This window comes from Streptomyces qaidamensis (assembly GCF_001611795.1).
Lineage (GTDB): Bacteria > Actinomycetota > Actinomycetes > Streptomycetales > Streptomycetaceae > Streptomyces > Streptomyces qaidamensis.
Genome location: NZ_CP015098.1, coordinates 1,924,484 through 1,945,815, shown reverse-complemented (window position 1 = coordinate 1,945,815; position 21,332 = coordinate 1,924,484). Strand labels below are relative to the sequence as shown.

Below are 21,332 nucleotides of genomic sequence, written 5' to 3'. Positions count from 1 at the left end.
ATCGCGCAGTTCCCCGCGCCCCTAAGGCCTGTTGCGATTGCCCCTTCCTTGAAACATACCGACCGGTTAGTCTGGCGCCGTAGCCGATCCGCGAATGAGGAGACCGATGGTGGGAGCCTTTCAAGGGGCCGGAGTCGTTGTCACGGGGGCCGGAGGCGGGATCGGGGCCGCGCTCGCCCGGCGCTTCGCCGCGGAAGGCGCCCGGGTCGTGGTGAACGACCTGGACTCCGGGCGGGCCAAGGGCGTCGCGGACGAGATCGACGGCATCGCCCTGCCCGGCGACGCCTCCGCGATCGTCGATGACGCCCGGGACGCACTCGGCGGCACCGTCGACGTCTACTGCGCCAACGCCGGTGTCGCCTTCGAGGGCGGGACGGCCGGCGGGCCGCTGGACGAGACGGCCTGGGCCGCCTCCTGGGACGTGAACGTGATGGCACACGTCCGGGCCGCCCACGCCCTGCTGCCCGCCTGGCTGGAGCGCGGCAGCGGCCGGTTCGTCTCCACCGTGTCCGCCGCCGGGCTGCTCACCATGATCGGGGCGGCGCCCTACGCCGTCACCAAGCACGGCGCGCTCGCCTTCGCCGAGTGGCTGTCCCTGACCTACCGGCACCGGGGCGTGAAGGTCCACGCGATCTGCCCGCAGGGCGTGCGCACCGACATGCTGGCCGCCACCGGCAGCGCGGGCGACCTGGTGCTCCAGCCGACCGCCATCGAGCCGGAGGCCGTCGCGGACGCCCTGCTCCAGGGCATCGAGGAGGACCGGTTCCTGATCCTGCCGCACCCCGAGGTCGCCGCCTACCACCAGGCCCGGGCCGGTGATCCCGACCGCTGGCTGTCCGGCATGAACCGCATCCAGCAGCAGTGGGAGGAGGCCCGGTGACCGAGTCCCGTTACGCGGCCAAGCCCTGGCTCGGCCTGCTCAGCGACGCCCAGAAGGGCGCGATCAGCCCGGCCGCCTCCCTCGTGCACGCCCTGCGCGCCGCCGTGGCCGAGACGCCCGACAGCGACTTCCTGGCCTACTTCGACGGCCGGCTGACCTACCGGGAGGCCGACGAGCTCAGCGACTCCGTCGCCGGGCACCTGGCGGCCCGCGGCCTCCGGCGCGGCGACCGGGTCGCGGTACTACTGCAGAACTCCCCGCACTTCGTGCTCGCCCTGCTGGGCGCGTGGAAGGCGGGCGCGGTCGTCGTGCCCGTCAATCCCATGTACAAGTCGGGCGAGGTGGCCCACGTCCTGCGCGACGGAGAGGTCGCCGCGCTCATCTGCTCGGACCGGGCCTGGGAGTCGTATCTGCGCGAGACGGCGGCGGACTCGCCCGTGCGGATCGTGCTCACCGGGTGCGAACTGGACTTCCAGAGCCGCGGCGACACGCGCGTGCTCACCTTCGAACGCCTGCCGCAGGCCCCGGACGCCGACGACCTGACAACCGTCGCGCGGGCCGGACACCAGGCGCCCGAGGACCGGGACCTCGACCCTGCCGAGGTCGCGCTGATCAGCTACACCTCGGGCACGAGCGGCACGCCCAAGGGCGCCACCAACACGCACGGCAACATCATGTACAACGCCGAGCGCCAGCGGACCGGGCTCGGACTGCCCGAGCGGCCGGTGTACTTCGCGCTGGCGCCGCTGTTCCACATCACCGGCATGGTCTGCCAGCTCGGAGCCTGCCTGAACAGCGCGGGCACCCTCGTGCTGGCCTACCGCTTCGAGTCGGGCGTCGTGCTGGACGCGTTCGCCGAGCACCGCCCGCACTACACCGTCGGTCCGTCCACGGCCTTCATGGCGCTGGCGGCCCACCCCTCCGTCACCCGCGACCACTTCTCCTCCTTCCGGGTGATCTCCTCCGGCGGCGCCCCGCTGCCGCCCGCACTGGTGGAGAAGTTCCGGGCCGGTTTCGGACCGTACATTCGCAACGGCTACGGGCTGACCGAGTGCACCGCGCCCTGCGCCTCGGTGCCGCCCCATCTGGAGGCGCCGGTCGACCCCGAGTCCGGGACCCTCGCCGTGGGACTGCCCGGCCCCGACACGGTCGTGCGGATCGTCGACGACGCCGGCGCGGAGGTGCCCTTCGGCGAGCAGGGCGAGATCGTCGTCGCCGGCCCGCAGGTCGTGCCCGGCTACTGGCGCCGCCCCGACGCCACCGCCGCCACGTTCCCCGGCACCGAACTGCGCACCGGCGACATCGGCTTCATGGACGAGCAGGGCTGGCTCTACGTCGTCGACCGCAAGAAGGACATGATCAACGCGTCCGGCTTCAAGGTGTGGCCGCGCGAGGTCGAGGACGTCCTCTACACGCACCCGGCGGTACGCGAGGCCGCCGTCGTGGGGGTGCCCGACGGGTATCGCGGGGAGACGGTCAAGGCCTACATCAGCCTGCGGCCGGACGCCGACACGGACCCGGATGCACTCGCCGCCTACTGCAAGGAGAGACTGGCCGCCTACAAATATCCGCGTCAGGTGGAGATCCTGCCGGACTTGCCGAAAACGGCCAGTGGGAAGATCCTCCGACGGGAACTTCGTTCCCGTACGCACGGCGACTGACAACAGAACGGAAAGGCAGGTGGCGGCAGTGCCCAGGACCACGGACTCGGACGGCACGCCCGTGCCTCAGCGGCTCCTCGCCGCCGCCACCCGGCTCTTCGCCGAGCAGGGCTACGACCGTACCTCGGTGCAGGAGATCGTCGAGGCGGCCGGCGTCACCAAGGGAGCGCTGTACCACTACTTCGGATCCAAGGACGACCTGCTGCACGAGGTGTACGCGCGCGTGCTGCGCATCCAGCAGGAGCGGCTGGACGCCGTGGCCGGTGCCGACCAGCCGGTCGAGAAGCGGCTGCGGCACGCCGCAGCGGACGTCGTGGTGACGACCATCGAGAACCTCGACGACGCCATGATCTTCTGGCGTTCGATGCACCACCTCAGCCCCGAGAAGGACAAGCAGGTCCGCGCCGAACGCCGCCGCTACCACGAGCGCTTCCGCGCGCTCGTGGAGGAGGGCCAGGAGTCGGGCGTCTTCTCCCGGGCGACTCCGGCGGACCTCGTGGTCGACTACCACTTCGGCTCGGTCCACCACCTGTCGACGTGGTACCGCCCCGACGGCCCCCTCACGCCCCAGCAGGTCGCGGACCACCTGGCCGACCTACTGCTGCGCGCCCTGCGCCCGTAGCGGCCGCCCCCTCCTCGGTACCGGGCGGCCCGGACCGCCGGTCACGGGTTCGTCCGGCGTCTCGGGGGCAGGGGCAGGAGGCGAGCGCCGTACGCCCGGCGTCGGGGATCCGGCGGGCGCGCGGGAAGTCGTGCAGCTGCTCCTCCAGCAGGTCCAGGCACGGCGGCAGCGAGCGCGCCGGCACCCGGCGGGCGGTGAGCACCTCGGTGGTCCACACGAGGAAGCCGGTGAAGACGTCGTCGGCGTCGACGTACAGGGCGGCCGTCAGGAAGCCCACGATGTGGGCGATGTCCTCGGCGGTGCGCTCGCGCTGCTCGTCGCTGTAGGCCCGCAGCGCGGGAATGTGCCGCTCCAGGCGCTGGAAGGTGTCCCGCACCAGCCGGGTGGAGGACCTGGCGACCAGTGTGTACTCCTGGTCGCCCCGATGCGGCAGACCGTCGATCGCCTGATGGGCTGGGCCCGGCCGGGCCGGCGGACCGGCCGCGAGCCGGTCCCCCGCCCCGCCTGCGTCGGCCCCCAGCAGGCGGGCGTAGCGGCCGTCGGCACCAAAGGCGAGGCCGCCGGCCATGACCGGGGTCCCGGCCGCCAGGACGGACGGCCGCGCCGAGAACGACCGGTCGGCCACCTCCCCGCTGACCGGGACGGGCCGGGTCCGGTCAGCGGCGGCGAGCCAGGCCGGGGACGACAGCGGCTGCCCGAGGCGGGCGGCGGGCAGCAGGGCACCGGCCGCGTCGTTGAGCTCCGCGATGTGCCCGTCCGCGTCCAGGACCACCACCGGGCAGGGGGCGGAGGCGACGCTCACCGTGCTCACCGCACCGGTGCGGGGCCTGGCCGGGGAAGAAGTCAGGTACGGGGCCCCTACGCGCGACCCACACCTCACTGTGCGAAGACGGGACTGTTCTCGCTGCACGGTCCCGCAGACCGGGTGTGCGGTGCAACCACCGGCCTTGCCCGGGGTGCGGAGAAGGACGATTCCCGGGCCGGCCACCCCCGAAAACGGCTCCCTGCCCCGATGGCCGGTCACGAGACCATGCGAAGTTTCACATCCCGCCCACAACCCGGGGCGGCCGTCCGCCCACCGGAACGCGTGGGCGGCGCGGGCAGCGGGGGCAGCCGGGGCGGCGGGGGCGAACACCCCCACCGCCCGCACCGCATCACAGGTACCGCTTCAACTCCCGTCGCGCCAGCGACCGCTGGTGCACCTCGTCCGGCCCGTCCGCGATCATCAGCGTCCGCGCCCCGGCGTACAGCTCCGCCAGCGGGAAGTCCTGGCTCACTCCGCCGGCGCCGTGCAGCTGGATCGCCCGGTCGAGGATGTCCACCACCGCCCGTGGCGTGGCGATCTTGATCGACTGGATCTCGGTGTGCGCGCCCCGGTTCCCCACCGTGTCCATCAGCCACGCGGTCTTCAGCACCAGGAGCCGAAGCTGCTCCACCGTCACCCGCGCGTCCGCGATCCAGTTGTGCACCACGCCTTGCTGCGCCAGCGACTTCCCGAACGCGTTCCGGGACACCGCCCGCCGGCACATGAGCTCGATCGCCCGCTCCGCCATGCCGATCAGCCGCATGCAGTGGTGGATCCGCCCGGGGCCGAGCCGCGCCTGCGCGATGGCGAAACCGCCACCATCCTCACCGACCAGGTTCGACACCGGCACGCGCGCGTGGTCGAAGATCACCTCGGCGTGACCACCGTGGTAGTGGTCCTCGTACCCGAACACCTGCATGGCCCGCTTGACGGTGACGCCCGGGGTGTCGCGCGGCACCAGCACCATCGACTGCTGGCGGCGGATGTCCTCCCCGTCCGGGTCGGTCTTGCCCATCACGATGAAGATCTTGCAGTCGGGGTGCATCGCCCCGGAGATGTACCACTTGCGGCCGGTGATGACGTACTCGTCGCCGTCCCGCTCGATGTGCGTGGTGATGTTGGTGGCGTCCGAAGAGGCCACGTCCGGCTCGGTCATCGCGAACGCCGAGCGGATCTCCCCGGCCAGCAGCGGCTCAAGCCACTGCTTCTGCTGCCGCTCGTCGCCGAACTGGGTGAGCACCTCCATGTTCCCGGTGTCGGGCGCCGCGCAGTTCGTCACCGTCGGCGCCAGCTGCGGGGAGCGGCCCATGATCTCGGCGAGCGGCGCGTACTGGAGGTTCGTCAGCCCCGCCCCGTACTCGGAGTCCGGCAGGAAGAGGTTCCACAGGCCCTGCCGGCGTGCCTCTGCCTTGAGCTCCTCCACCACGGGCACGGTCTCCCAGGGCGACGCCAGCCGCTCGCGCTGCTCGTGCGCGACCGCCTCGGCCGGGTAGACGTACTCGTCCATGAAGGCGAGGAGCTTGGCGCGCAGCTCTTCGGTGCGCGCGTCGAAAGCGAAGTCCATCTGGATCAGCCCTCCTGGAGGCCTTCGTGGAGCGTGGTCAGTCCGTGCCGGACGAAGACGGGGACGAGGTCGCCGATGCGGTCGAAGCCGCGCCCGACCGTCTGGCCCAGCGTGTAGCGGTAGTGGATGCCCTCGAGGATCACGGCGAGCTTGAACCAGGCGAACGCCGTGTACCAGGAGACCGCGGAGACGTCGCGCCCGGAGCGCGCGGCGTACCGCTCGATGAGTTCCGACGGCGCCGGATGCCCGGGGGCCTCGGCGGTCGTGGAGACGGGGGACTCGGGCATGCCGAGCGGCATGCTGTACATCACCAGCAGGCCCAGGTCGGTGAGCGGGTCGCCCAGCGTCGACATCTCCCAGTCGAGGATCGCCCGGATCGAGTCGTCCTCGCCGATCAGCACGTTGTCCAGCCGGTAGTCGCCGTGCACGACGGCCGGGGCGGGGGAGCCGGGCAGCTCGCGCCCGAGGGCCGCGTGCAGCTCGTCGATGCCGTCCAGGTCGCGGTTGCGCGAGGCGTCCAGCTGCTTGCCCCAGCGCCGCAGCTGCCGGTCCAGGAAGCCCTCGGGCCGGCCGAAGTCCGCCAGGCCCACCTCGCCCGGGTCGACCGCGTGCAGCTCCACCAGCGTGTCGACCAGGTTCAGCACCGCGCCCCGGGTCCGCTCCGGACCGAGCGGGACGAGCTGGTCGGCGGTGCGGTAGGGGGTGCCGTCGACGAACTCCATGACGTAGAAGGGCGACCCGAGCACCTCCTCGTCCTCGCACAGCAGCACCGGTTCCGGCACGGGTACGGCCGTCGGGTGCAGCGCGCTGATCACCCGGTGCTCGCGCTTCATGTCGTGCGCGGTGGCCAGGACATGACCGAGCGGGGGCCGGCGCACGACCCACCGGGAGGCGCCGTCGGAGACCGCGTAGGTGAGGTTCGACCGTCCGCCCTCGATCAGCCGGCCGGACAGCGGGCCGTTCACCAGGCCTGGCCGCTCGCGGTCGAGCAGACCGCGCAACCGGTCGAGATCCAGTCCGGGCGGATGGTCGGGGCTCATGCGTCGCTCCTACGGGCAGGGTGGACAGTTCCCGACTCATGATGCCGACCGGTCGGTATGTCGTCCAGAGCGGGACCGAAACGTGATCGGAGCCACGATAGGCCGACGACGCTCCCTGCGAGGCGGTGGGGAGGTTTCCGGCCGGTTCGTTCAGGCCATCCGGCTTGCGTGCCGTGCGACGAGCCCGGAAGGTCGGACCCATGAAGGCCATCAGCTACTCACGCTACGGCGGACCCGAGGTGCTGGCGTTCGGGGAGGTCCGCGAACCGAAGGTCGGCCCCGACGCGGTGCTGGTGAAGGTGCGGGCGGCGTCCGTGAACCCCGTCGACTGGAAGGCCCGTGAGGGATACCTCGACGGGATCCTCGCCCCCGTGTTCCCCGTGGTGCCCGGCTGGGACGTCTCGGGCGTCGTCGTACGGCCCGGCGTGGCCGTCTCGGAGTTCGACGTCGGGGACGAGGTCATCGGGTACGTGCGCGAGGACTTCCTCTCCCGCGGCACCTTCGCCGAGTACGTGGCCGCGCCCCTGCGCACCCTCGCGCGCAAGCCGCGCAACCTCTCCTTCGAGGAGGCGGCCGGGCTGCCGCTGGTCGGGCTCACCGCCTACCAGGTGCTGATCAACGTGCTCCAGGTGAAGCGGGGCGAGACCGTCCTGGTGCACGCCGCGGCCGGGGGTGTCGGTTCGATCGCCGTGCAGCTCGGCGTCCACCTCGGCGCCCGGGTGATCGGTACGGCGAGCGAGTCCAACCACGACTTCGTACGGGGCCTCGGCGGGGAGCCGGTGGTGTACGGCGAGGGCCTGGGCGAGCGGGTGCGCGGACTGGCTCCGGAGGGCGTGGACGCCGTGTTCGACACCGTCGGCGGCGACGCGCTGAAGGTGTCGGCGAACCTGCTGGCCCCCGAGGGCCGCCTGGTGTCGATCGCCGACAACGACGTCGTGGAATACGGCGGCCGCTACTACTTCGTCCGTCCCGACGCTCAGGACCTCCAGCGTCTGGCCGACCTCGCGGAGCAGGGCGTGGTGAGCGTGCACGTCGACGCGACGTTCCCCCTGGAGCGGGCGGCGGACGCGCACCGGCTGAACCAGGAAGGCCGCACCCGCGGCAAGATCGTCGTGACGGTGGACTGGGAGGGCGAGCGCGCCTGAGCGGGGGAGTCGTCCCAGGAGGGTGCTGAAGATCTTGGCCGGGAGCCCGGCCGAGGTCTTCTGCACCCTCCTAGAGGACGAGGGCGGCCCCGCACGCCGCCATCGCCACCGTGCACAGCACCGCGGCCGCGGCATGCCGCGGTGCGAAGGCCACGGGGCTCGGCGTGGCCGCGAGGGTGCGGATGCGCCGGTGGGCGACGCTCAGGAAGCCCAGCCAGAGCACACAGCACAGCGCGCCCGCGGTGATTCCGGCCGCCGACGCCCCGCCGTGCAGCACGGTCTTCACCGCGAGCACGGCGACGACGGTGCCCGACAGCGTCGTCCGCCGCCACGCGAGCCGGGTCCGCTCGGGCTGCAGCCCGGGGTCGCGGTCGGGGTCGCGCGGCCGGGGTGCCGGGTTGCTCACAGCCGGCTCCCCGCGCGTCCGACGGCGTCCGTGTCCGACGGCGTCGTGCGCCGGGTCCACAAAGGCTGCGGGCCGGACTCGCGGCCGGGGTCCTGCCGCCGGCCGGCAGCCGGCGCGCTCACCCCTCCCACCCCACCAGCACCACCAAGACCATGGCCACGGCCACGACCGCCACGACGAGGCTCAGCAGTGCCGGGAACCTGGACACCGGCAGGTCCTCGCCCCGGCGCATGGCCCGCTCGCAGCGCATCCAGTGGTTGACGGCCCGCAGCGAGCACAGCACGCCCGCGCCCAGCAGCGCGAGTGCCAGCCCGACCCGCCAGGCCCAGCGCAGGCCCGGCAGGAACTGGTCCACGGCGAAGCCGCCGCCGATCAGCGCGAGCGCGGTGCGCAGCCAGGCCAGGAAGGTGCGTTCATTGGCCAGCGAGAACCGGTAGTCGGGCGTCTCGCCGTCCTCCCGGACCTGCGCCGGCACGAACCACAGCCGGACGTTCCGTACGAACTCGATCACGGGCGCGACCCTACCCGGCGTCCCGTCCGGCTCCGCCCGAGCCGTCCGACCGGAACACCTTGAGCCGCTCGTACGCCGCCAGCCCGTCCGGCACCCACTCCCAGTCGCCGAGGCGCCGCTCGACCTCGGCCTCGGGCAGGAAGTCGTACCAGGCCACCTCCTCGGCCTGCGGCCGCACGGGCAGCTCGCAGCGCACCTCGTAAACCGCCGACCACCAGCTCCGGCCGGAGCCGTTGTCGTAGAGGAACGTGAAGAGGTGCCGCGGCTGCGGCAGGCCGCTCACGCCCAGTTCCTCCTCGGCCTCGCGCAGGGCCGCTGTCCCGTAGGACTCGCCCGCGCCGACGACCCCGCCGACGAACATGTCGTAGAGGGAGGGGAAGACCAGCTTGGTCGGGGTGCGCCGGTGCACGAAGACGCGGCCCTCGGCGTCCCGGGCCTGGATGAACACGCAGCGGTGGCGCAGTCCCCGGGCGTAGACCTCGCCGCGGGGCAACTGCCCGATGACCTGGTCGTGCTCGTCCACGATGTCGAGGATCTCGTCGGCAGCGCTCATGCCCTCATCCAAGCAGGGCGCGCGCCCCCGCCGGGGCAGGGCCCGTCAGGGCGAGGCCGGGCTCACCGCGGGTGCGGCCACCCGTGCCCGCTCCGTCGCCCCCTGCGGCATCGCCGGGTGCAGCCCGAGCAGCACGATTCCGGCCACGACGGCCAGCAGACCACCGGCCTCCCAGCCCAGGGCCATCGCGTCGGTGCGCAGCCGGTCGCCCAGGAAGCCGACGCCGCAGACGATCCCGGCGAGCGGCTGCGCCGCCGTCAGGGCGGGAAGCGACTTGCGCAGGGACGCGGTCTCGAACGCGCTCTGCACGAGGATCAGCCCCGTGACGCCCAGCGCGAGGACCGCGTACGGCTCCCAGCCGGTGAGCAGCTCGGCGAGACCGCCTTCGGAGACCTTCTGGCCGCTGACCCGGGTCAGCGCGTCCTGCACGCCGTAGAGCAGTCCGGCGGCCAGGGCGAGCAGGACCGGGCCCGAGCCGAGCCGGGTCCGCCTGCCGTGCGCCGTGAGCAGCAGGGCGAGCCCGATCATGACCCCGATGATCACCCACTGCCGCACCGGACCGCCTCCCGCGGCTCCGCCCTCCGGCCGGCCCGCCACGATGAACGCCGTGACCCCGCCGGCCAGCAGGATCAGGCCCGCCCAGCCCTGGCGGCCCAGTGGCTGCCGGGTCTGCCGACGGGAGAGCGCGAGGGCGAAGAGCAGGTTCGTCGCCAGCAGCGGCTCCACCAGCGACAGCTCGCCCTGCCCCAGCGCGGCGGCGCCGAGCCCCATGCCGACCACCATCAGTGCGATGCCGCCGACCCAGCGCGGCACCTTCACGAGGTCGATCAGCAGACGGAAGGACAGGAAGTCGCTCAGCGGGGCACGCTGTGCCGCGTTCTGCTGGAGGACGAAGCCGAAGCCCAGACAGCAGGCGGCGCCCAGGGCGAGCGCCAGTACAGGAACCGACACGCGGTGTACCTCGATCGTCAGGTCGGGTCACGGTTGCGTAGGGGCCGACAGTACCGGCCGGCTCCGCCCGGCGTGCCCGTACGTCATGCCATCGTCGGGGGCGGTGGCAGCCCACGCTATGACGTACGCCACAAAGGGCGAAACGGAAAAATCGGATGCCGCTCACACGGGCCTCATTCTGACTCTCAGATCACAAAATCCTCACAAGTGGCGGGAGTTGACGCGTGTAACGCCCTGACGTCCCTTGACGACGACCATGGGCGGGGGGTTGGCTGTGTGTGATCAGTTCATGGCAGTGCGCACATCCGCGCTCCCTCTGCCGCCGTGAGCCGAAACACCAGAAGAGCGCGTGAGGAAGTCCTGCGGTGTCCCCACCCCCGCCTCCCCTCGGCCGTGGCCGCAGACGTGCCGCGCAGGCCTTCGACGAGGCCCTCGACGACGCCGACCTCATGGCCGCGCGCACCGCCCTGGCGCAGGGCCGCTGGCAGAACGCCCGGTCCCTGCTGGTGCACACCGGGGACGACTGGGACCGGCGGGGCCACCGCGTCACCGTCCTCGCGCGGGAGTCCTCCTGCGCCGCGTGGGCCCGGGAGTGGCTGCTCGCCGAACCCGAGTCCGCCGACGCCTCCGTACTGCTCGCCCTCGCCCAGGTCCGGCGCGCCCTGCACGGCGGGGCCAAGCCGGACCGTGCCCGCGAGGCCTGCCAGGCGGCCGCGGCCCGTGCCCCGGCCGACCCCACCCCCTGGCTCGGCCTGCTCCTGCTGGAGTGCGCGGCCGGCGGCGACCAGGACGTGGTCCGCACCTTCGAGGCGGTCCGGGGCCGGTACGCCGACCACCACCACGCCCACCACCTGATGGTCGCCCGGCTCGCCGGCCGCCGCGCCGAGGCCGGTCCTGACCCGCTGCACGAGGTCTACGACTTCGCCACCTGGGCCGCCGAACAGGCACCGGCCGACTCACCCCTCGCGATCCTGCCGGTCATCGCACACGCCGAGCGCTACCGCGTGCTGGCCGCCGCCGGACACGAACCCGCCGACCCGGCCGCCTCCGGCCACTGGACGGGCCGCCGCGCCAGGCAGGTCATGAAGGCCGCCTTCGACTGGTGGCTGGAGTGGGAGCTGGAGGGGCACCCGCGGCGGCTGATCGACCTGAACTTCCTCGCCCACGCCAAGTTCTGCGAGGGGCGGGGCGCCGAGGCCGCCGCCCTGTTCCACCGGATCGGCCGCCACGCCACCCCGGCGCCCTGGTCGTACCCGGACCGCGACCCGCACACCGCCTTCGCCGCCGCCCGCGCCGCCGCGCTCGGCACGGCCTGACACCCCCGACCCGAAGAGTGAGGACGCTCCCGCGATGACCACGGACAGTTCGAGAACGGGCACGACCGCCTCCGGCGGCATCAGTACGTTCAAGGGGGAGGAGCGTGCCCTGCGCGCCGACCGGCTCGGCACCGGGGGACTGCTGCTCTCCGTTCTCGCCGCGACCGCCCCGCTCATGGTCGTCGCGGGTGTCATGCCCACGACATTCGCGGTGATGGGCATCGTCGGCCAGCCGCTGCTCTTCGTCGTCCTCGGCGTCGTCCTGATCCTGTTCAGCATCGGATACGCCGAGATGAGCCGCCACGTCCACAACGCGGGCGCCTTCTACGCGTACATCTCCCGGGGCCTCGGCGGCACCGCCGGCGCGAGCGCAGCCCTGGTGGCCCTCGTCGCCTACAACGCGCTCCAGGTCGGCATCTACGGCATCTTCGGCTTCGAGGTCTCCGGACTCCTCGCCACCTACGCCGACGTGGAGATCGCCTGGTGGATACCGGCGCTCGTGGCCGCGCTCGCCGTCGGGCTGCTGGGCTGGCTCAAGATCGACGTCAACGCCCGTGTGCTCGGCGTGCTGCTGGTCATCGAGGTGCTCCTCGTCGTCGTCTTCGACATCGCCGCGATCGCCGACCCCGGCAAGGAGGGCCTGTCGCTGCACGCCTTCAACCCCGACACCCTCACCGGCGCGGGCGTCGGCACCGCGCTGTGCTTCTGCATCGCCGCGTTCCTCGGCTTCGAGCAGGCCCCGGTGTACGCCGAGGAGACCAGCCGCCCGCACGTCCTGGTGCCGCGCGTGATGTTCCTCGCCGTCGGCGGGGTCGCCGTCTTCTTCGCGCTGAGCAGCTGGGCCCTCACCGTGGCCACCGGCCCCTCCGCCATCGTCGGCACGTCCCAGAAGCAGAGCGCCGGGCTGCTGTTCTTCCTCACCGAGTCCCGCCTCGGCGGCACTGTCACGGACGTCCTGCACGTCCTGTTCGTCACCGGCATGTTCGCCGCGCTGCTCAGCTTCCACAACGTCGTCGCCCGCTACGCCTTCGCCATGGGCCGCGAAGGCCTGCTGCCCGCCGCCTTCGGCCGCACCAGCGGCAGCAGCGGCGCCCCGGGCACCGGCTCGCTGCTCCAGACCGTCGTGGCCGTGGTGGTCGTGGTCGCCTTCGCGATCGCCGACGACAAGCCGGCCGGCGACCCGACCGCGCCCGTCCTGCAGTTGTTCACCTGGTTCGGCAACATCGGCGCCCTCGGCGTGATCGTGCTGATGGCGGCGGCGTCCCTGTCCGTCGTCGTCTTCTTCGTCCGCCGCGGCGCCGCCGGCACCCAGGCCTGGCGGCTGGTCACGTCCGCGCTGGCGGGCATCGCCCTGCTGGTCATCGCCGGCTACACGGTGAAGGACTTCGAGGTGCTGGTCGGCGCCGGCCCCGACTCGTCGCTGAGCTGGGTGCTGCCCGGCACCATCGGTCTCGCCGCGCTCGCCGGCGTCGTCCTCGGCCTGGTGCTGCGCGCCCGCGCCCCCGAGAAGCACGCCCGGATCGGCCTCGGCAACGAGGCGTTCCAGCTGGACAAGGCGGCCTCCTCCTGACGCGCTCCGCGTAAGAAGTGGTTACGGAAGTCTGACGAGCACCCGCGATCCCTGTCCTGCCGGGGCCGCGGGTGTTCGAATGAGTACGTGAACGAGGACGTACACCAGGGTGTGAACGACGAACGCCCCGAAGAGCGGGGCACCCCGATCGGCCGCCGCGTCTTCCTCGGCACCCTCGCCCTGGGCGCCGCGGGCGTGGTCGCCGCGCCCCCGCTGCAACGCGGCCTGGAGGCCTTCCTGGGCGGAGCGGCCGACAACGACCCCACGGGCCTGACCGGCCTGCTTCCCAACGGCGGCGGCTTCCGCTACTACTCGGTCGCCTCGTCCGTCCCGCGCAAGAACGCCGACAGCTACCGCCTCACCGTGGACGGCCTGGTCGACCGCCCCACCACGTACACCCTCGACGACCTCAAGGCCCTGCCCCAGACCCGCATGGTCCGCGACGTCCAGTGCGTCACGGGCTGGCGCGTCCCCGACACCCCCTTCGAGGGCGTACGCCTGTCCCGGCTCCTGGACGCCGCCCGGGTCCGTCCCACGGCCAAGGCCATCCGCTTCACCTGCTTCGACGGCACGTACACCGAGAGCCTCACCCTCGCCCAGGCCCGCCGCGCCGATGTCCTGGTCGCCCTGCGCATGCAGGACAAGGACCTCGGCCACTCCCACGGCGGCCCGGTCCGCCTCTACGTGGCGCCCATGTACTTCTACAAGTCCGCCAAGTGGCTCTCCGGCATCACCGTCACCGACAAGGTCCGGCCGGGCTACTGGGAGGAGCGCGGCTACGACGTCGACGCCTGGGTGGGCCGCTCGAACGGACGCGACGATGACCCTACGAGCTGACACGCCACCGGCCACGGCCGGCGTGCGCCGCTTCACCCCACTGCAGCGCTGGACCCACCGCACCACGGCCGTCCTGATGGGCGTCTGCGTCGTGACGGCGGCCTGCCTCTACGTCCCCCAGCTCGCCGAACTCGTCGGCCGCCGCGCCCTGGTCGTCACCCTGCACCAGTGGTCGGGCCTCGCCCTGCCCGTCCCCGTCCTGGCCGGGCTCGCCTCCCGGGCGTTCCGCGCCGACCTCGGCCGCCTCAACCGCTTCGGCCCGCACGACCGCACCTGGCTGCGCGCCGCCCTGCACCGCGACAAACGCCACGCGTCCCGCCCCGCGGCCAAGTTCAACGCCGGGCAGAAGCTCTACGCGTCCTGGATCGCCGGCGCCACGCTGGTCATGCTCGCCACGGGCCTGATGATGTGGTTCACCCACCTCACCCCCCTGCTCTGGCGCACCAGCGCCACCTTCGTCCACGACTGGCTGGCCCTCACCATCGGCATCGTCCTGGCCGGCCACATCGGCATGGCCCTGGCGGACCCGGAGTCCAGGAAAGGCATGCGCACGGGCAGCGTGAGCAGAGAGTGGGCGGACCGGGAGCACCCCTTGTGGCGCCCGTAGGCCCGTCGCCATCAGGGGCGCGGGGAACTGCGCGAGCAACCACCATGCACCCGCACCCGCCCGAGAACCGGACCCCTCACGGCGAAGGGGCGAAATCCAACAGCACCTTGCAGGACCGACTCCGATCGGCGGCCAGGGCAAAAGCCGACTCGGCATCCCTCACGGCAACCACCGCACTGACAAGCCCGTCGAACGCCGACTCCGCCGCCAGCAACGCCAGTGCCTCGTCGAACTCCGTGTCGAAGCGGAACGCCCCCCGCAGCTCGATCTCCCGGCTCACCACAAGGTTCCCGGCGAAGGGGCTCGGCCCCGGCGGCAGCATGCCGAGCTGGACGAGGACCCCGCCGCGCCGCACCAGGCGCAGACAGGTGTCGAGGCCGGCGGCGGCGCCGGAGGCCTCGACGGCGGCGTCGACCTCCGCGGGCCATCCGGGGTCCGTGGGGTCGTCAGCCCGTACGAGGGTGTCGGCGCCCGCGGCCGAGGCGTACGCCAGGGCGGCCGGGAGCAGGTCCGTCACGGTCACCCGGGCGGCCCCCGCGGCCTTGGCCGCCGCGACCACCAGACAGCCGATGGGTCCGGCGCCGGTGACCAGAACGTGCCGGCCCCGTACGTCCCCGGCCCGCCGCACCGCGTGCAGCGCCACCGACAGCGGTTCGGCGAGTGCTGCCCGCCGCAGGCCGAGGCCGGGCGGCAGAGGCCGCACCTGCTCGGCGGGTACGACGACGCGGGCGGCGAAACCGCCCTGGACGTGCGGGAAGCGGGCCGCGCTGCCGAGGTAGCGCGTGTCCCGGCACACGTTGCGCCGCCCGCCCCCGCACTCCGGACACACCCCGCACGGGGTCGCCGGATGCACGGCGACGGCGGTACCCGGAGCCGGGCCCGCGGCACCGGGGCCGTACTCCACGACCGTCCCGACGACCTCGTGCCCGGGCACCATCGGCTCCCGCAGCCGGAAGTCGCCGACCCCGCCGTGCCGCCAGTAGTGCAGATCGGACCCGCACACCCCGCCGTACCGCACGGCGACCAGCGCCTGCCCCGGCCCGGGCTCCGGCACCGGCAGCTCCGCCACCCGCAGGTCGCCCTGACCGTGGATCACACACCCCAGCATCACAGCCGCCTCCCGGCAGGTCACAGCACGCTCGTCATACCGCCGTCGACATACAGCACCTGCCCGCTGACGAAGTCCGCCGCGGGCGAGGCGAGGAACAGCAACCCGCCCACCAGGTCCTGCGTACGGCCCCAGCGCCCGGCCGGCGTCCGCCGCCGCACCCAGGAGCTGAACTCCTCGTCCGCCACCAGCGGCCGGGTCAGCTCGGTCTCGATATAGCCCGGGCCGAGCCCGTTGACCTGCACACCGCTCGGGCCCCAGTCGGCGCACATGCCCTTGGTGAGCATCTTCAGCGCGCCCTTGGTGGCGGCGTACGGCGCGATCCCGGGCCGTACCACCTCGCTCTGCAGCGAGCAGATGTTGATGATCTTCCCGTGGCCGCGTTCCGTCATCCGGCGCGCCGCCTCACGGCCGACCAGGAAGGCACTGGTCAGATTGGTGTCCAGGATCCGGTGCCAGTCGGAGTCGGTGAACTCCAGCAGGGGGGCGCGCAGTTGCATGCCCGCGTTGTTGACGAGGATGTCGAGCGGGCCCACCCGCTCCTCGACCTCGGCGACCCCCGAGGTCACCGAGGGTCCGTCCGTCACGTCGAACGCGGCCGTGTGCACCCGGTCGCCCGGCAGCCCGGCGGCGGCCTCGGCGAGCCGGTCCTTGTCACGACCGTTCAGCACGACCGTGCAGCCGGCCTCCGCCAGACCGCGCGCGAGCGCGAGTCCGATGCCCCGGCTGGAGCCGGTGACCAGGGCCGTGCGGCCGCCGATGTCGAAGAGGGGATGAGCCGTCATCGCCGCAGCGCTCCTAGATGACGAGGGACAACAGCAGGACGATGCCGCCGGCGACCACCGAGATGATCGTCTCCATCACGGACCAGGTCTTGATGTTCTGGCCGACGCTCAGCCCGAAGTACTCCTTCACCATCCAGAACCCGGCGTCGTTGACATGGCTGAAGAAGAGCGAGCCGGCGCCGATGGCCAGGACGAGGAGGGCCGCGTGCGTGCTCGACATGTCCGCCGCGAGCGGGGCGACCAGACCGGCGGCCGAGACCGTGGCCACCGTCGCCGAACCGGTCGCGAGGCGGATCACCACCGCGATCAGCCAGGCCAGCAGCAGCGCGGGGATCGCCCAGTCCTGGGAGATGTCCAGGACCATCCGACCCACGCCGGTGTCGATCAGCGTCTGCTTGAAGCCGCCGCCAGCGCCGACGATCAGCAGGATGCCCGCTATCGGCATGAGGCTCTTCTCGACGAGCGGCGAGATCCGCTCCTTCGAGAACCCGGCGGGCCGCAACAGTGTGAAGATGCCGACCAGCACCGAGGCCAGCAGCGCGATCATGGGCGCACCGATCACGTCGAAGACGCGCTGGACGAGGTTCTCGGGGTCGTCGATGACGATGTCGACGAGCGCCTTGGCCAGCATGAGGAGGACCGGCAGCAGGACCGTGAACAGCGTGGCGCCGAAGCCGGGGCGCTTGTCGAGCTCCTCGGAGGCGCGCTGCGGGATCATCTTCTCGGGGGCGGGGACGTCGACCCAGCGGGCCGCGTACTTCGAGAACACCGGACCGGCGATGATCACGGTCGGGATGGCGACGAGGACACCGAGCGCCAGGGTGATGCCGAGGTCGGCGCCGACCGCGTCGATCGCGACCAGCGGACCGGGGTGCGGCGGCACGAGGCCGTGCATCACGGACAGGCCCGCGAGCGCCGGGATGCCGATGCGCATCAGCGAGTAGTTGCCGCGCTTGGCGACCATCAGCACGACCGGGATCAGCAGCACTATGCCGACCTCGAAGAACAGCGGCAGTCCGATCACGGAGGCGATCAGCACCATCGCCCACGGCATCGACCGCCCGCCGGCCTTGTCCAGGATGGTGTCGACGATCTGGTCGGCGCCGCCGGAGTCGGCGAGCATCTTGCCGAGGATCGCCCCGAGGGCGATCAGCACACCGACGCCCGCGACCGTGGTGCCGAGGCCGGCGCTGAAGCTGGTGAGCACCTTGTCCAGCGGCGCCCCGGCGATCGCGCCGAGCGTCAGTGACCCGATGGTCAGGGCCAGGAAGGCGTGCAGCTTGAACTTCGTGATGAGCAGGACGATGACGGCGATGCCCGCCAGGACGGCGATGCCCAGCTGAGCGTGGCCGGCCGAGGTGATCGGCTCGGGTGCGTCCGCTGCCAGCATCTCCACGCTGGGTCTGGTCACGGTGGGTTCCCTTGCGTTGGGGAGAAGGGGAGGGGGAGGGGAAACCGCCGGGGCTACTGGACGGGCTCGGGGAGATCCCGCAGGGCGTGCGCCGCCCGCTCGGTGATCTCCTCCGGGCCGCCCGCGACGTCCACTCCGACCCCGGCCTCGTCCGCCGCGAGGGGCTGGAGCGTGGCGAACTGGGAGTCGAGCAGCGCCGTGGGCATGAAGTGCCCCTGCCGGTGCGACATCCGGTCCTCGATCAGCGCGCGGTCACCCGTGAGGTGCACGAAGACCACGCCGGGCGCGGCGGCCCGCAGCCGGTCGCGGTACGACCGCTTCAGTGCCGAGCAGCTGACCACTCCGCCGAGCCCGGCCCGCCCGTGCGCCCACGCGCCGATGGCGTCGAGCCAGGGCATGCGGTCCTCGTCGGTGAGCGGGGTACCGGCCGACATCTTGGCGATGTTGGCCGGCGGGTGGAAGTCGTCGCCCTCGGCGTACGGAACGCCGAGCCGGGCCGCGAGCAGGGGACCGATGGTGGTCTTGCCGGTGCCCGCTACGCCCATGACCACGACGACATGGGGGGTGTTCATCGCTGCCTCACTGTCTGCTGTCCGAGGTCGACACGTGATGTCGACGCAACTGAAACCCATTAGGTACGACGAATTCAAGGGGTCGTGACGATTAAGTCTGACTTTTTGTCTCCGTGATCTACCCCGTACGCTGAGTGCATGAGCACACCGGGCCGGGGCCTGCACGGCCATGTACTGGACACCCTCGGCCCCGAGATCACGGCGGGGGAGTACCCCCCGGGCAGCGTCCTGCGCACCGACGAGCTCGCCCAGCGTTTCGATGTGTCGCGCTCCGTGATGCGCGAGGCGGTCCGCGTCCTGGAGTCCATGTACCTGGTCGAGTCCCGCCGCCGCGTCGGCGTGACGGTCCGCCCGAAGTCCGAGTGGAACGTCTACGACCCGCAGGTCATCCGCTGGCGGCTGGCCGGCGCCGACCGCCCCCGGCAGCTGCGGTCTCTCACGGTGCTGCGCTCGGCGATCGAACCCGTCGCGGCAGGCCTCGCCGCCCGGCACGCCACGTCCGAGCAGTGCGCGGAGCTCACCGAGTGCGCCCTCGGCATGGTCGCCCACTCACGCGGTCACAAACTGGAGGGGTACCTCCTGCACGACGTGGCCTTCCACCGCGTCATCCTGGCGGCCTCCGGCAACGAGATGTTCGCCCGCCTCGGCGACGTCGTCGCGGAGGTCCTGACCGGCCGCACCGAGCACGACGTGATGTTCGAGGACCCCGACCCGGCCGCCGTCACCCTGCACGTCCAGGTCGCCGAAGCGGTCCGCGAGGGCGACGCCACCCGCGCGGAGGAACTGACCCGCGAGATCACGGTCGGCGCCCTACAGGAACTCGACATCCTGGCGCCGTAGCAACGGCTAGACCGGGAACTCCCCGTCGACGTAGACCCATGCCCCGTCGACCCGCTCGAAGCTGCTCCGCTCGTGCAGGGACCCACCCCGGTACGACGCCCGGAACTCCACGGTCCCGGCGGAGTGGAACGCCGACCCGTCGCTCACGCCCAGGATCTCCAGCCCGGTCCACCGCATCCCCGGGTCCAGCTCCAGCTGTCCCGGCCGCGTCCGCGGATGCCACGTCCGCAGCAGATACCCGGCGTCCCCCTGCACGAAGGCGCAGTACCGCGACCGCATCAACGCCTCGGCGGTCGGTGCGGCGGCCTCCCCGGAGTGGAAACGACCGCAGCAGGCCTCGTAGGCCTGGGGGATCCCGCAGGGGCAGGAACGCCTGGTCATGGTCACCTCTCCGCGGCAACGCCTGAGGGCCGTGACCTCGCGGTCACGGCCCTCAGGCTCATGTGTCCGAGGGGGGACTTGAACCCCCACGCCCGATAAAGGGCACTAGCACCTCAAGCTAGCGCGTCTGCCATTCCGCCACCCGGACAAGGTGTCTGTCGCGCGGGTTCTCCCCGCGGCGACGACGTAAACATTACCAGGCTTTCAGGGGTGGCCGATCACCCCCCGCCCGCACCCCGAGAGGGCGTGAACGGCGTGTGACGGGCCGGGACGGCTCTTGGGGAGCGGGCCGGGGAGAGGGAGGATGAGGGGGACCCACCAGCAGTGACACCGGGAGGAAGCACGTGAGCGAGACGGACACGGCCAGGAGCGTCACCGGCGAGGACGAGGTCGTGGACCTCTGCCGCGAGCTGATCCAGATCGACACCAGCAACTACGGCGACCACTCGGGTCCGGGCGAGCGCAAGGCGGCCGAGTACGTCGCCGAGAAGCTCGCCGAGGTCGGGCTCGACCCCCAGATCTTCGAGTCCCACCCGGGCCGGGCCTCCACGGTGGCCCGGATCGAGGGCGAGGACCCCTCCCGGCCCGCGCTCCTCATCCACGGCCACACCGACGTCGTACCGGCCAACGCGGACGACTGGACCCACCACCCCTTCTCCGGCGAGGTCGCCGACGGCTGCGTGTGGGGCCGCGGGGCCGTCGACATGAAGGACATGGACGCGATGACCCTCGCGGTCGTCCGGGACCGGCTGCGCAGCGGGCGCAAGCCCCCGCGCGACATCGTGCTCGCGTTCCTCGCGGACGAGGAGGCCGGCGGCACGTACGGAGCCAAGCACCTCGTGCGCAACCACCCCGACCTGTTCGAGGGCGTCACCGAGGCGATCAGCGAGGTGGGCGGCTTCTCCTTCACCGTGAGCGAGCAGCGCCGGCTCTACCTGATCCAGACGGCCGAGAAGGGCATGCACTGGATGAAGCTCACCGTGGCCGGCACGGCCGGGCACGGGTCGATGATCCACCGGGACAACGCGATCACCGAGCTGTCGGAGGCCGTCGCGCGGCTGGGGCGGCACACGTTCCCGGTGCGTGTCACCAAGACCACCCGCGCCTTCCTCGACGAGCTCGGCGACGCGCTCGGCACCGAACTCGACCCGGAGGACATGGAGTCGACCCTGGCGCGGCTCGGCGGCATCGCCAAGCTCATCGGCGCGACGCTGAGCAACACGGCCAACCCCACGCAGCTCGGTGCCGGTTACAAGGTCAACGTCATCCCCGGCGAGGCGACCGCCCACGTCGACGGACGGTTCCTGCCCGGACACGAGGAGGAGTTCCTCGCCGACCTCGACCGGATCCTCGGCCCGAACGTGCGGCGCGAGGACGTCCACGCCGACAAGGCCGTCGAGACCACCTTCGACGGTGCGCTCGTCGGGGCGATGCAGTCCGCGCTGCTGGCCGAGGACCCGACCGCCAAGGCGATCCCCTACATGCTCTCCGGCGGGACGGACGCGAAGTCCTTCGACGACCTGGGCATCCGCGGCTTCGGCTTCGTGCCGCTGAAGCTGCCGCCGGAGCTGGACTTCGCCGGCATGTTCCACGGCGTGGACGAACGGGTGCCGGTGGAGGGCCTGCGGTTCGGTGTGCGGGTGCTCGACCGCTTCATCGACGCGTCCTGAAAGCGCCCCAGCGGGACGGTGGTATTCGGTCGCGCGTACGGAATCGACTGGGAAGAGTGAATGCGACCATAAGCTCGTAGCCTCATTACTCCAGCCT

The 21,332-nt window shown here is 72.2% G+C and carries 22 protein-coding genes and 1 tRNA gene; 10 read left to right on the top strand and 13 right to left on the bottom strand.

Annotation, left to right across the window (positions count from 1 at the left end):
- Nucleotides 1-106 precede the first annotated feature (106 nt).
- The 3 genes from A4E84_RS08475 to A4E84_RS08465 are packed head-to-tail and all read left to right on the top strand — an operon-like array spanning nucleotide 107 to nucleotide 3,163.
- The gene (locus A4E84_RS08475) at nucleotides 107-880 is read left to right on the top strand and encodes an SDR family oxidoreductase (protein WP_062925946.1); all 774 of its coding nucleotides are present in this window, start codon (nucleotides 107-109) and stop codon (nucleotides 878-880) included.
- On the top strand, nucleotides 877-2,541 hold the full coding sequence (locus tag A4E84_RS08470) for a class I adenylate-forming enzyme family protein (protein WP_062925945.1): 1,665 nt from the start codon (nucleotides 877-879) through the stop codon (nucleotides 2,539-2,541). The genes A4E84_RS08475 and A4E84_RS08470 overlap by 4 nt, the downstream gene beginning before the upstream one ends.
- 28 nt (nucleotides 2,542-2,569) lie before the next feature.
- On the top strand, nucleotides 2,570-3,163 hold the full coding sequence (locus tag A4E84_RS08465) for a TetR/AcrR family transcriptional regulator (RefSeq protein ID WP_062925944.1): 594 nt from the start codon (nucleotides 2,570-2,572) through the stop codon (nucleotides 3,161-3,163).
- Here A4E84_RS08465 and A4E84_RS45690 read toward each other — a convergent pair.
- The 3 genes from A4E84_RS45690 to A4E84_RS08450 all read right to left on the bottom strand — a co-directional run bounded on the left by A4E84_RS45690 (nucleotide 3,102) and on the right by A4E84_RS08450 (nucleotide 6,572).
- Nucleotides 3,102-3,965 (bottom strand): hypothetical protein, encoded by an 864-nt coding sequence (locus tag A4E84_RS45690; protein ID WP_174569408.1) that lies wholly within the window; start codon nucleotides 3,963-3,965, stop codon nucleotides 3,102-3,104. The genes A4E84_RS08465 and A4E84_RS45690 overlap by 62 nt on opposite strands.
- Nucleotides 3,966-4,317: 352 nt before the next feature.
- Nucleotides 4,318-5,532 (bottom strand): acyl-CoA dehydrogenase family protein, encoded by a 1,215-nt coding sequence (locus A4E84_RS08455; RefSeq protein WP_062925942.1) that lies wholly within the window; start codon nucleotides 5,530-5,532, stop codon nucleotides 4,318-4,320.
- A 5-nt stretch (nucleotides 5,533-5,537) separates the two neighbouring features.
- Entirely contained in the window at nucleotides 5,538-6,572 is a 1,035-nt protein-coding gene (locus A4E84_RS08450; RefSeq protein WP_062925941.1) for a phosphotransferase family protein, read from the bottom strand.
- 200 nt (nucleotides 6,573-6,772) lie between these two features.
- Here A4E84_RS08450 and A4E84_RS08445 point away from each other — a divergent pair, with 200 nt between their 5' ends.
- Complete coding sequence (locus A4E84_RS08445) at nucleotides 6,773-7,717, top strand: NADP-dependent oxidoreductase (RefSeq protein WP_062925940.1); 945 nt, start codon at nucleotides 6,773-6,775, stop codon at nucleotides 7,715-7,717.
- Nucleotides 7,718-7,787: 70 nt separating this feature from the next.
- On the opposite strand, the gene A4E84_RS08440 is transcribed toward A4E84_RS08445, so the two are convergent.
- From A4E84_RS08440 to A4E84_RS08425, 4 genes are all read right to left on the bottom strand, one after another.
- Nucleotides 7,788-8,123 carry a DUF202 domain-containing protein gene (locus A4E84_RS08440; protein ID WP_062925939.1) on the bottom strand — a complete coding sequence of 112 codons (336 nt, stop codon included), beginning with the start codon at nucleotides 8,121-8,123 and terminating at the stop codon, nucleotides 7,788-7,790.
- 118 nt (nucleotides 8,124-8,241) lie between these two features.
- Nucleotides 8,242-8,634: a YidH family protein gene (locus A4E84_RS08435; RefSeq protein ID WP_062925938.1), complete on the bottom strand. Its 393-nt coding sequence runs from the start codon at nucleotides 8,632-8,634 to the stop codon at nucleotides 8,242-8,244.
- Between the two features lie 10 nt (nucleotides 8,635-8,644).
- Nucleotides 8,645-9,187, bottom strand: a complete 543-nt coding sequence (locus A4E84_RS08430; protein ID WP_062925937.1) for an NUDIX hydrolase — start codon at nucleotides 9,185-9,187, stop codon at nucleotides 8,645-8,647.
- A 45-nt stretch (nucleotides 9,188-9,232) separates the two neighbouring features.
- Nucleotides 9,233-10,138 carry a DMT family transporter gene (locus A4E84_RS08425; RefSeq protein WP_062925936.1) on the bottom strand — a complete coding sequence of 302 codons (906 nt, stop codon included), beginning with the start codon at nucleotides 10,136-10,138 and terminating at the stop codon, nucleotides 9,233-9,235.
- A gap of 365 nt (nucleotides 10,139-10,503) precedes the next feature.
- On the opposite strand from A4E84_RS08425, the gene A4E84_RS08420 reads away from it, so the two are divergent.
- The 4 genes from A4E84_RS08420 (at nucleotide 10,504) to A4E84_RS08405 (ending at nucleotide 14,468) form a co-directional block, all read left to right on the top strand.
- Nucleotides 10,504-11,454, top strand: coding sequence for a hypothetical protein (locus A4E84_RS08420; protein ID WP_062925935.1), 951 nt, complete (start codon nucleotides 10,504-10,506; stop codon nucleotides 11,452-11,454).
- Between the two features lie 34 nt (nucleotides 11,455-11,488).
- On the top strand, nucleotides 11,489-13,024 hold the full coding sequence (locus tag A4E84_RS08415) for an APC family permease (RefSeq protein ID WP_062925934.1): 1,536 nt from the start codon (nucleotides 11,489-11,491) through the stop codon (nucleotides 13,022-13,024).
- Between the two features lie 111 nt (nucleotides 13,025-13,135).
- Nucleotides 13,136-13,861, top strand: coding sequence for a molybdopterin-dependent oxidoreductase (locus A4E84_RS08410; protein WP_062931365.1), 726 nt, complete (start codon nucleotides 13,136-13,138; stop codon nucleotides 13,859-13,861).
- A complete protein-coding gene (locus A4E84_RS08405; protein ID WP_062925933.1) occupies nucleotides 13,845-14,468 on the top strand; it encodes a cytochrome b/b6 domain-containing protein in 624 nt (207 codons plus the stop codon). Before A4E84_RS08410 ends, A4E84_RS08405 begins: the two co-directional genes overlap by 17 nt.
- A gap of 76 nt (nucleotides 14,469-14,544) precedes the next feature.
- Here A4E84_RS08405 and A4E84_RS08400 read toward each other — a convergent pair whose 3' ends face one another.
- Genes A4E84_RS08400 through A4E84_RS08385 form a run of 4 tightly spaced genes read right to left on the bottom strand, consistent with a single transcriptional unit; the run spans nucleotide 14,545 to nucleotide 18,344 of the window.
- Nucleotides 14,545-15,576 (bottom strand): L-idonate 5-dehydrogenase, encoded by a 1,032-nt coding sequence (locus A4E84_RS08400; protein WP_062925932.1) that lies wholly within the window; start codon nucleotides 15,574-15,576, stop codon nucleotides 14,545-14,547.
- 20 nt (nucleotides 15,577-15,596) lie between these two features.
- Nucleotides 15,597-16,361, bottom strand: a complete 765-nt coding sequence (locus A4E84_RS08395) for an SDR family oxidoreductase (RefSeq protein ID WP_062925931.1) — start codon at nucleotides 16,359-16,361, stop codon at nucleotides 15,597-15,599.
- Nucleotides 16,362-16,374: 13 nt separating this feature from the next.
- Nucleotides 16,375-17,772, bottom strand: coding sequence for a GntP family permease (locus A4E84_RS08390; protein WP_062925930.1), 1,398 nt, complete (start codon nucleotides 17,770-17,772; stop codon nucleotides 16,375-16,377).
- 53 nt (nucleotides 17,773-17,825) lie between these two features.
- Nucleotides 17,826-18,344, bottom strand: coding sequence for a gluconokinase (locus A4E84_RS08385; protein WP_062925929.1), 519 nt, complete (start codon nucleotides 18,342-18,344; stop codon nucleotides 17,826-17,828).
- Nucleotides 18,345-18,482: 138 nt separating this feature from the next.
- On the opposite strand from A4E84_RS08385, the gene A4E84_RS08380 reads away from it, so the two are divergent.
- Nucleotides 18,483-19,184, top strand: coding sequence for a FadR/GntR family transcriptional regulator (locus A4E84_RS08380; RefSeq protein WP_062925928.1), 702 nt, complete (start codon nucleotides 18,483-18,485; stop codon nucleotides 19,182-19,184).
- 6 nt (nucleotides 19,185-19,190) lie between these two features.
- Here A4E84_RS08380 and A4E84_RS08375 read toward each other — a convergent pair whose 3' ends face one another.
- Together A4E84_RS08375 and A4E84_RS08370 are read right to left on the bottom strand one after the other, a co-directional pair.
- Nucleotides 19,191-19,565, bottom strand: a complete 375-nt coding sequence (locus tag A4E84_RS08375) for a YchJ family protein (RefSeq protein WP_062931364.1) — start codon at nucleotides 19,563-19,565, stop codon at nucleotides 19,191-19,193.
- Nucleotides 19,566-19,628: 63 nt separating this feature from the next.
- Nucleotides 19,629-19,713: transfer RNA gene (locus tag A4E84_RS08370), tRNA-Leu, on the bottom strand.
- A 196-nt stretch (nucleotides 19,714-19,909) separates the two neighbouring features.
- Between A4E84_RS08370 and A4E84_RS08365 the strand changes: the two genes are divergently transcribed.
- A complete protein-coding gene (locus A4E84_RS08365; protein WP_062925927.1) occupies nucleotides 19,910-21,235 on the top strand; it encodes a M20/M25/M40 family metallo-hydrolase in 1,326 nt (441 codons plus the stop codon).
- Nucleotides 21,236-21,332: the final 97 nt, after the last annotated feature.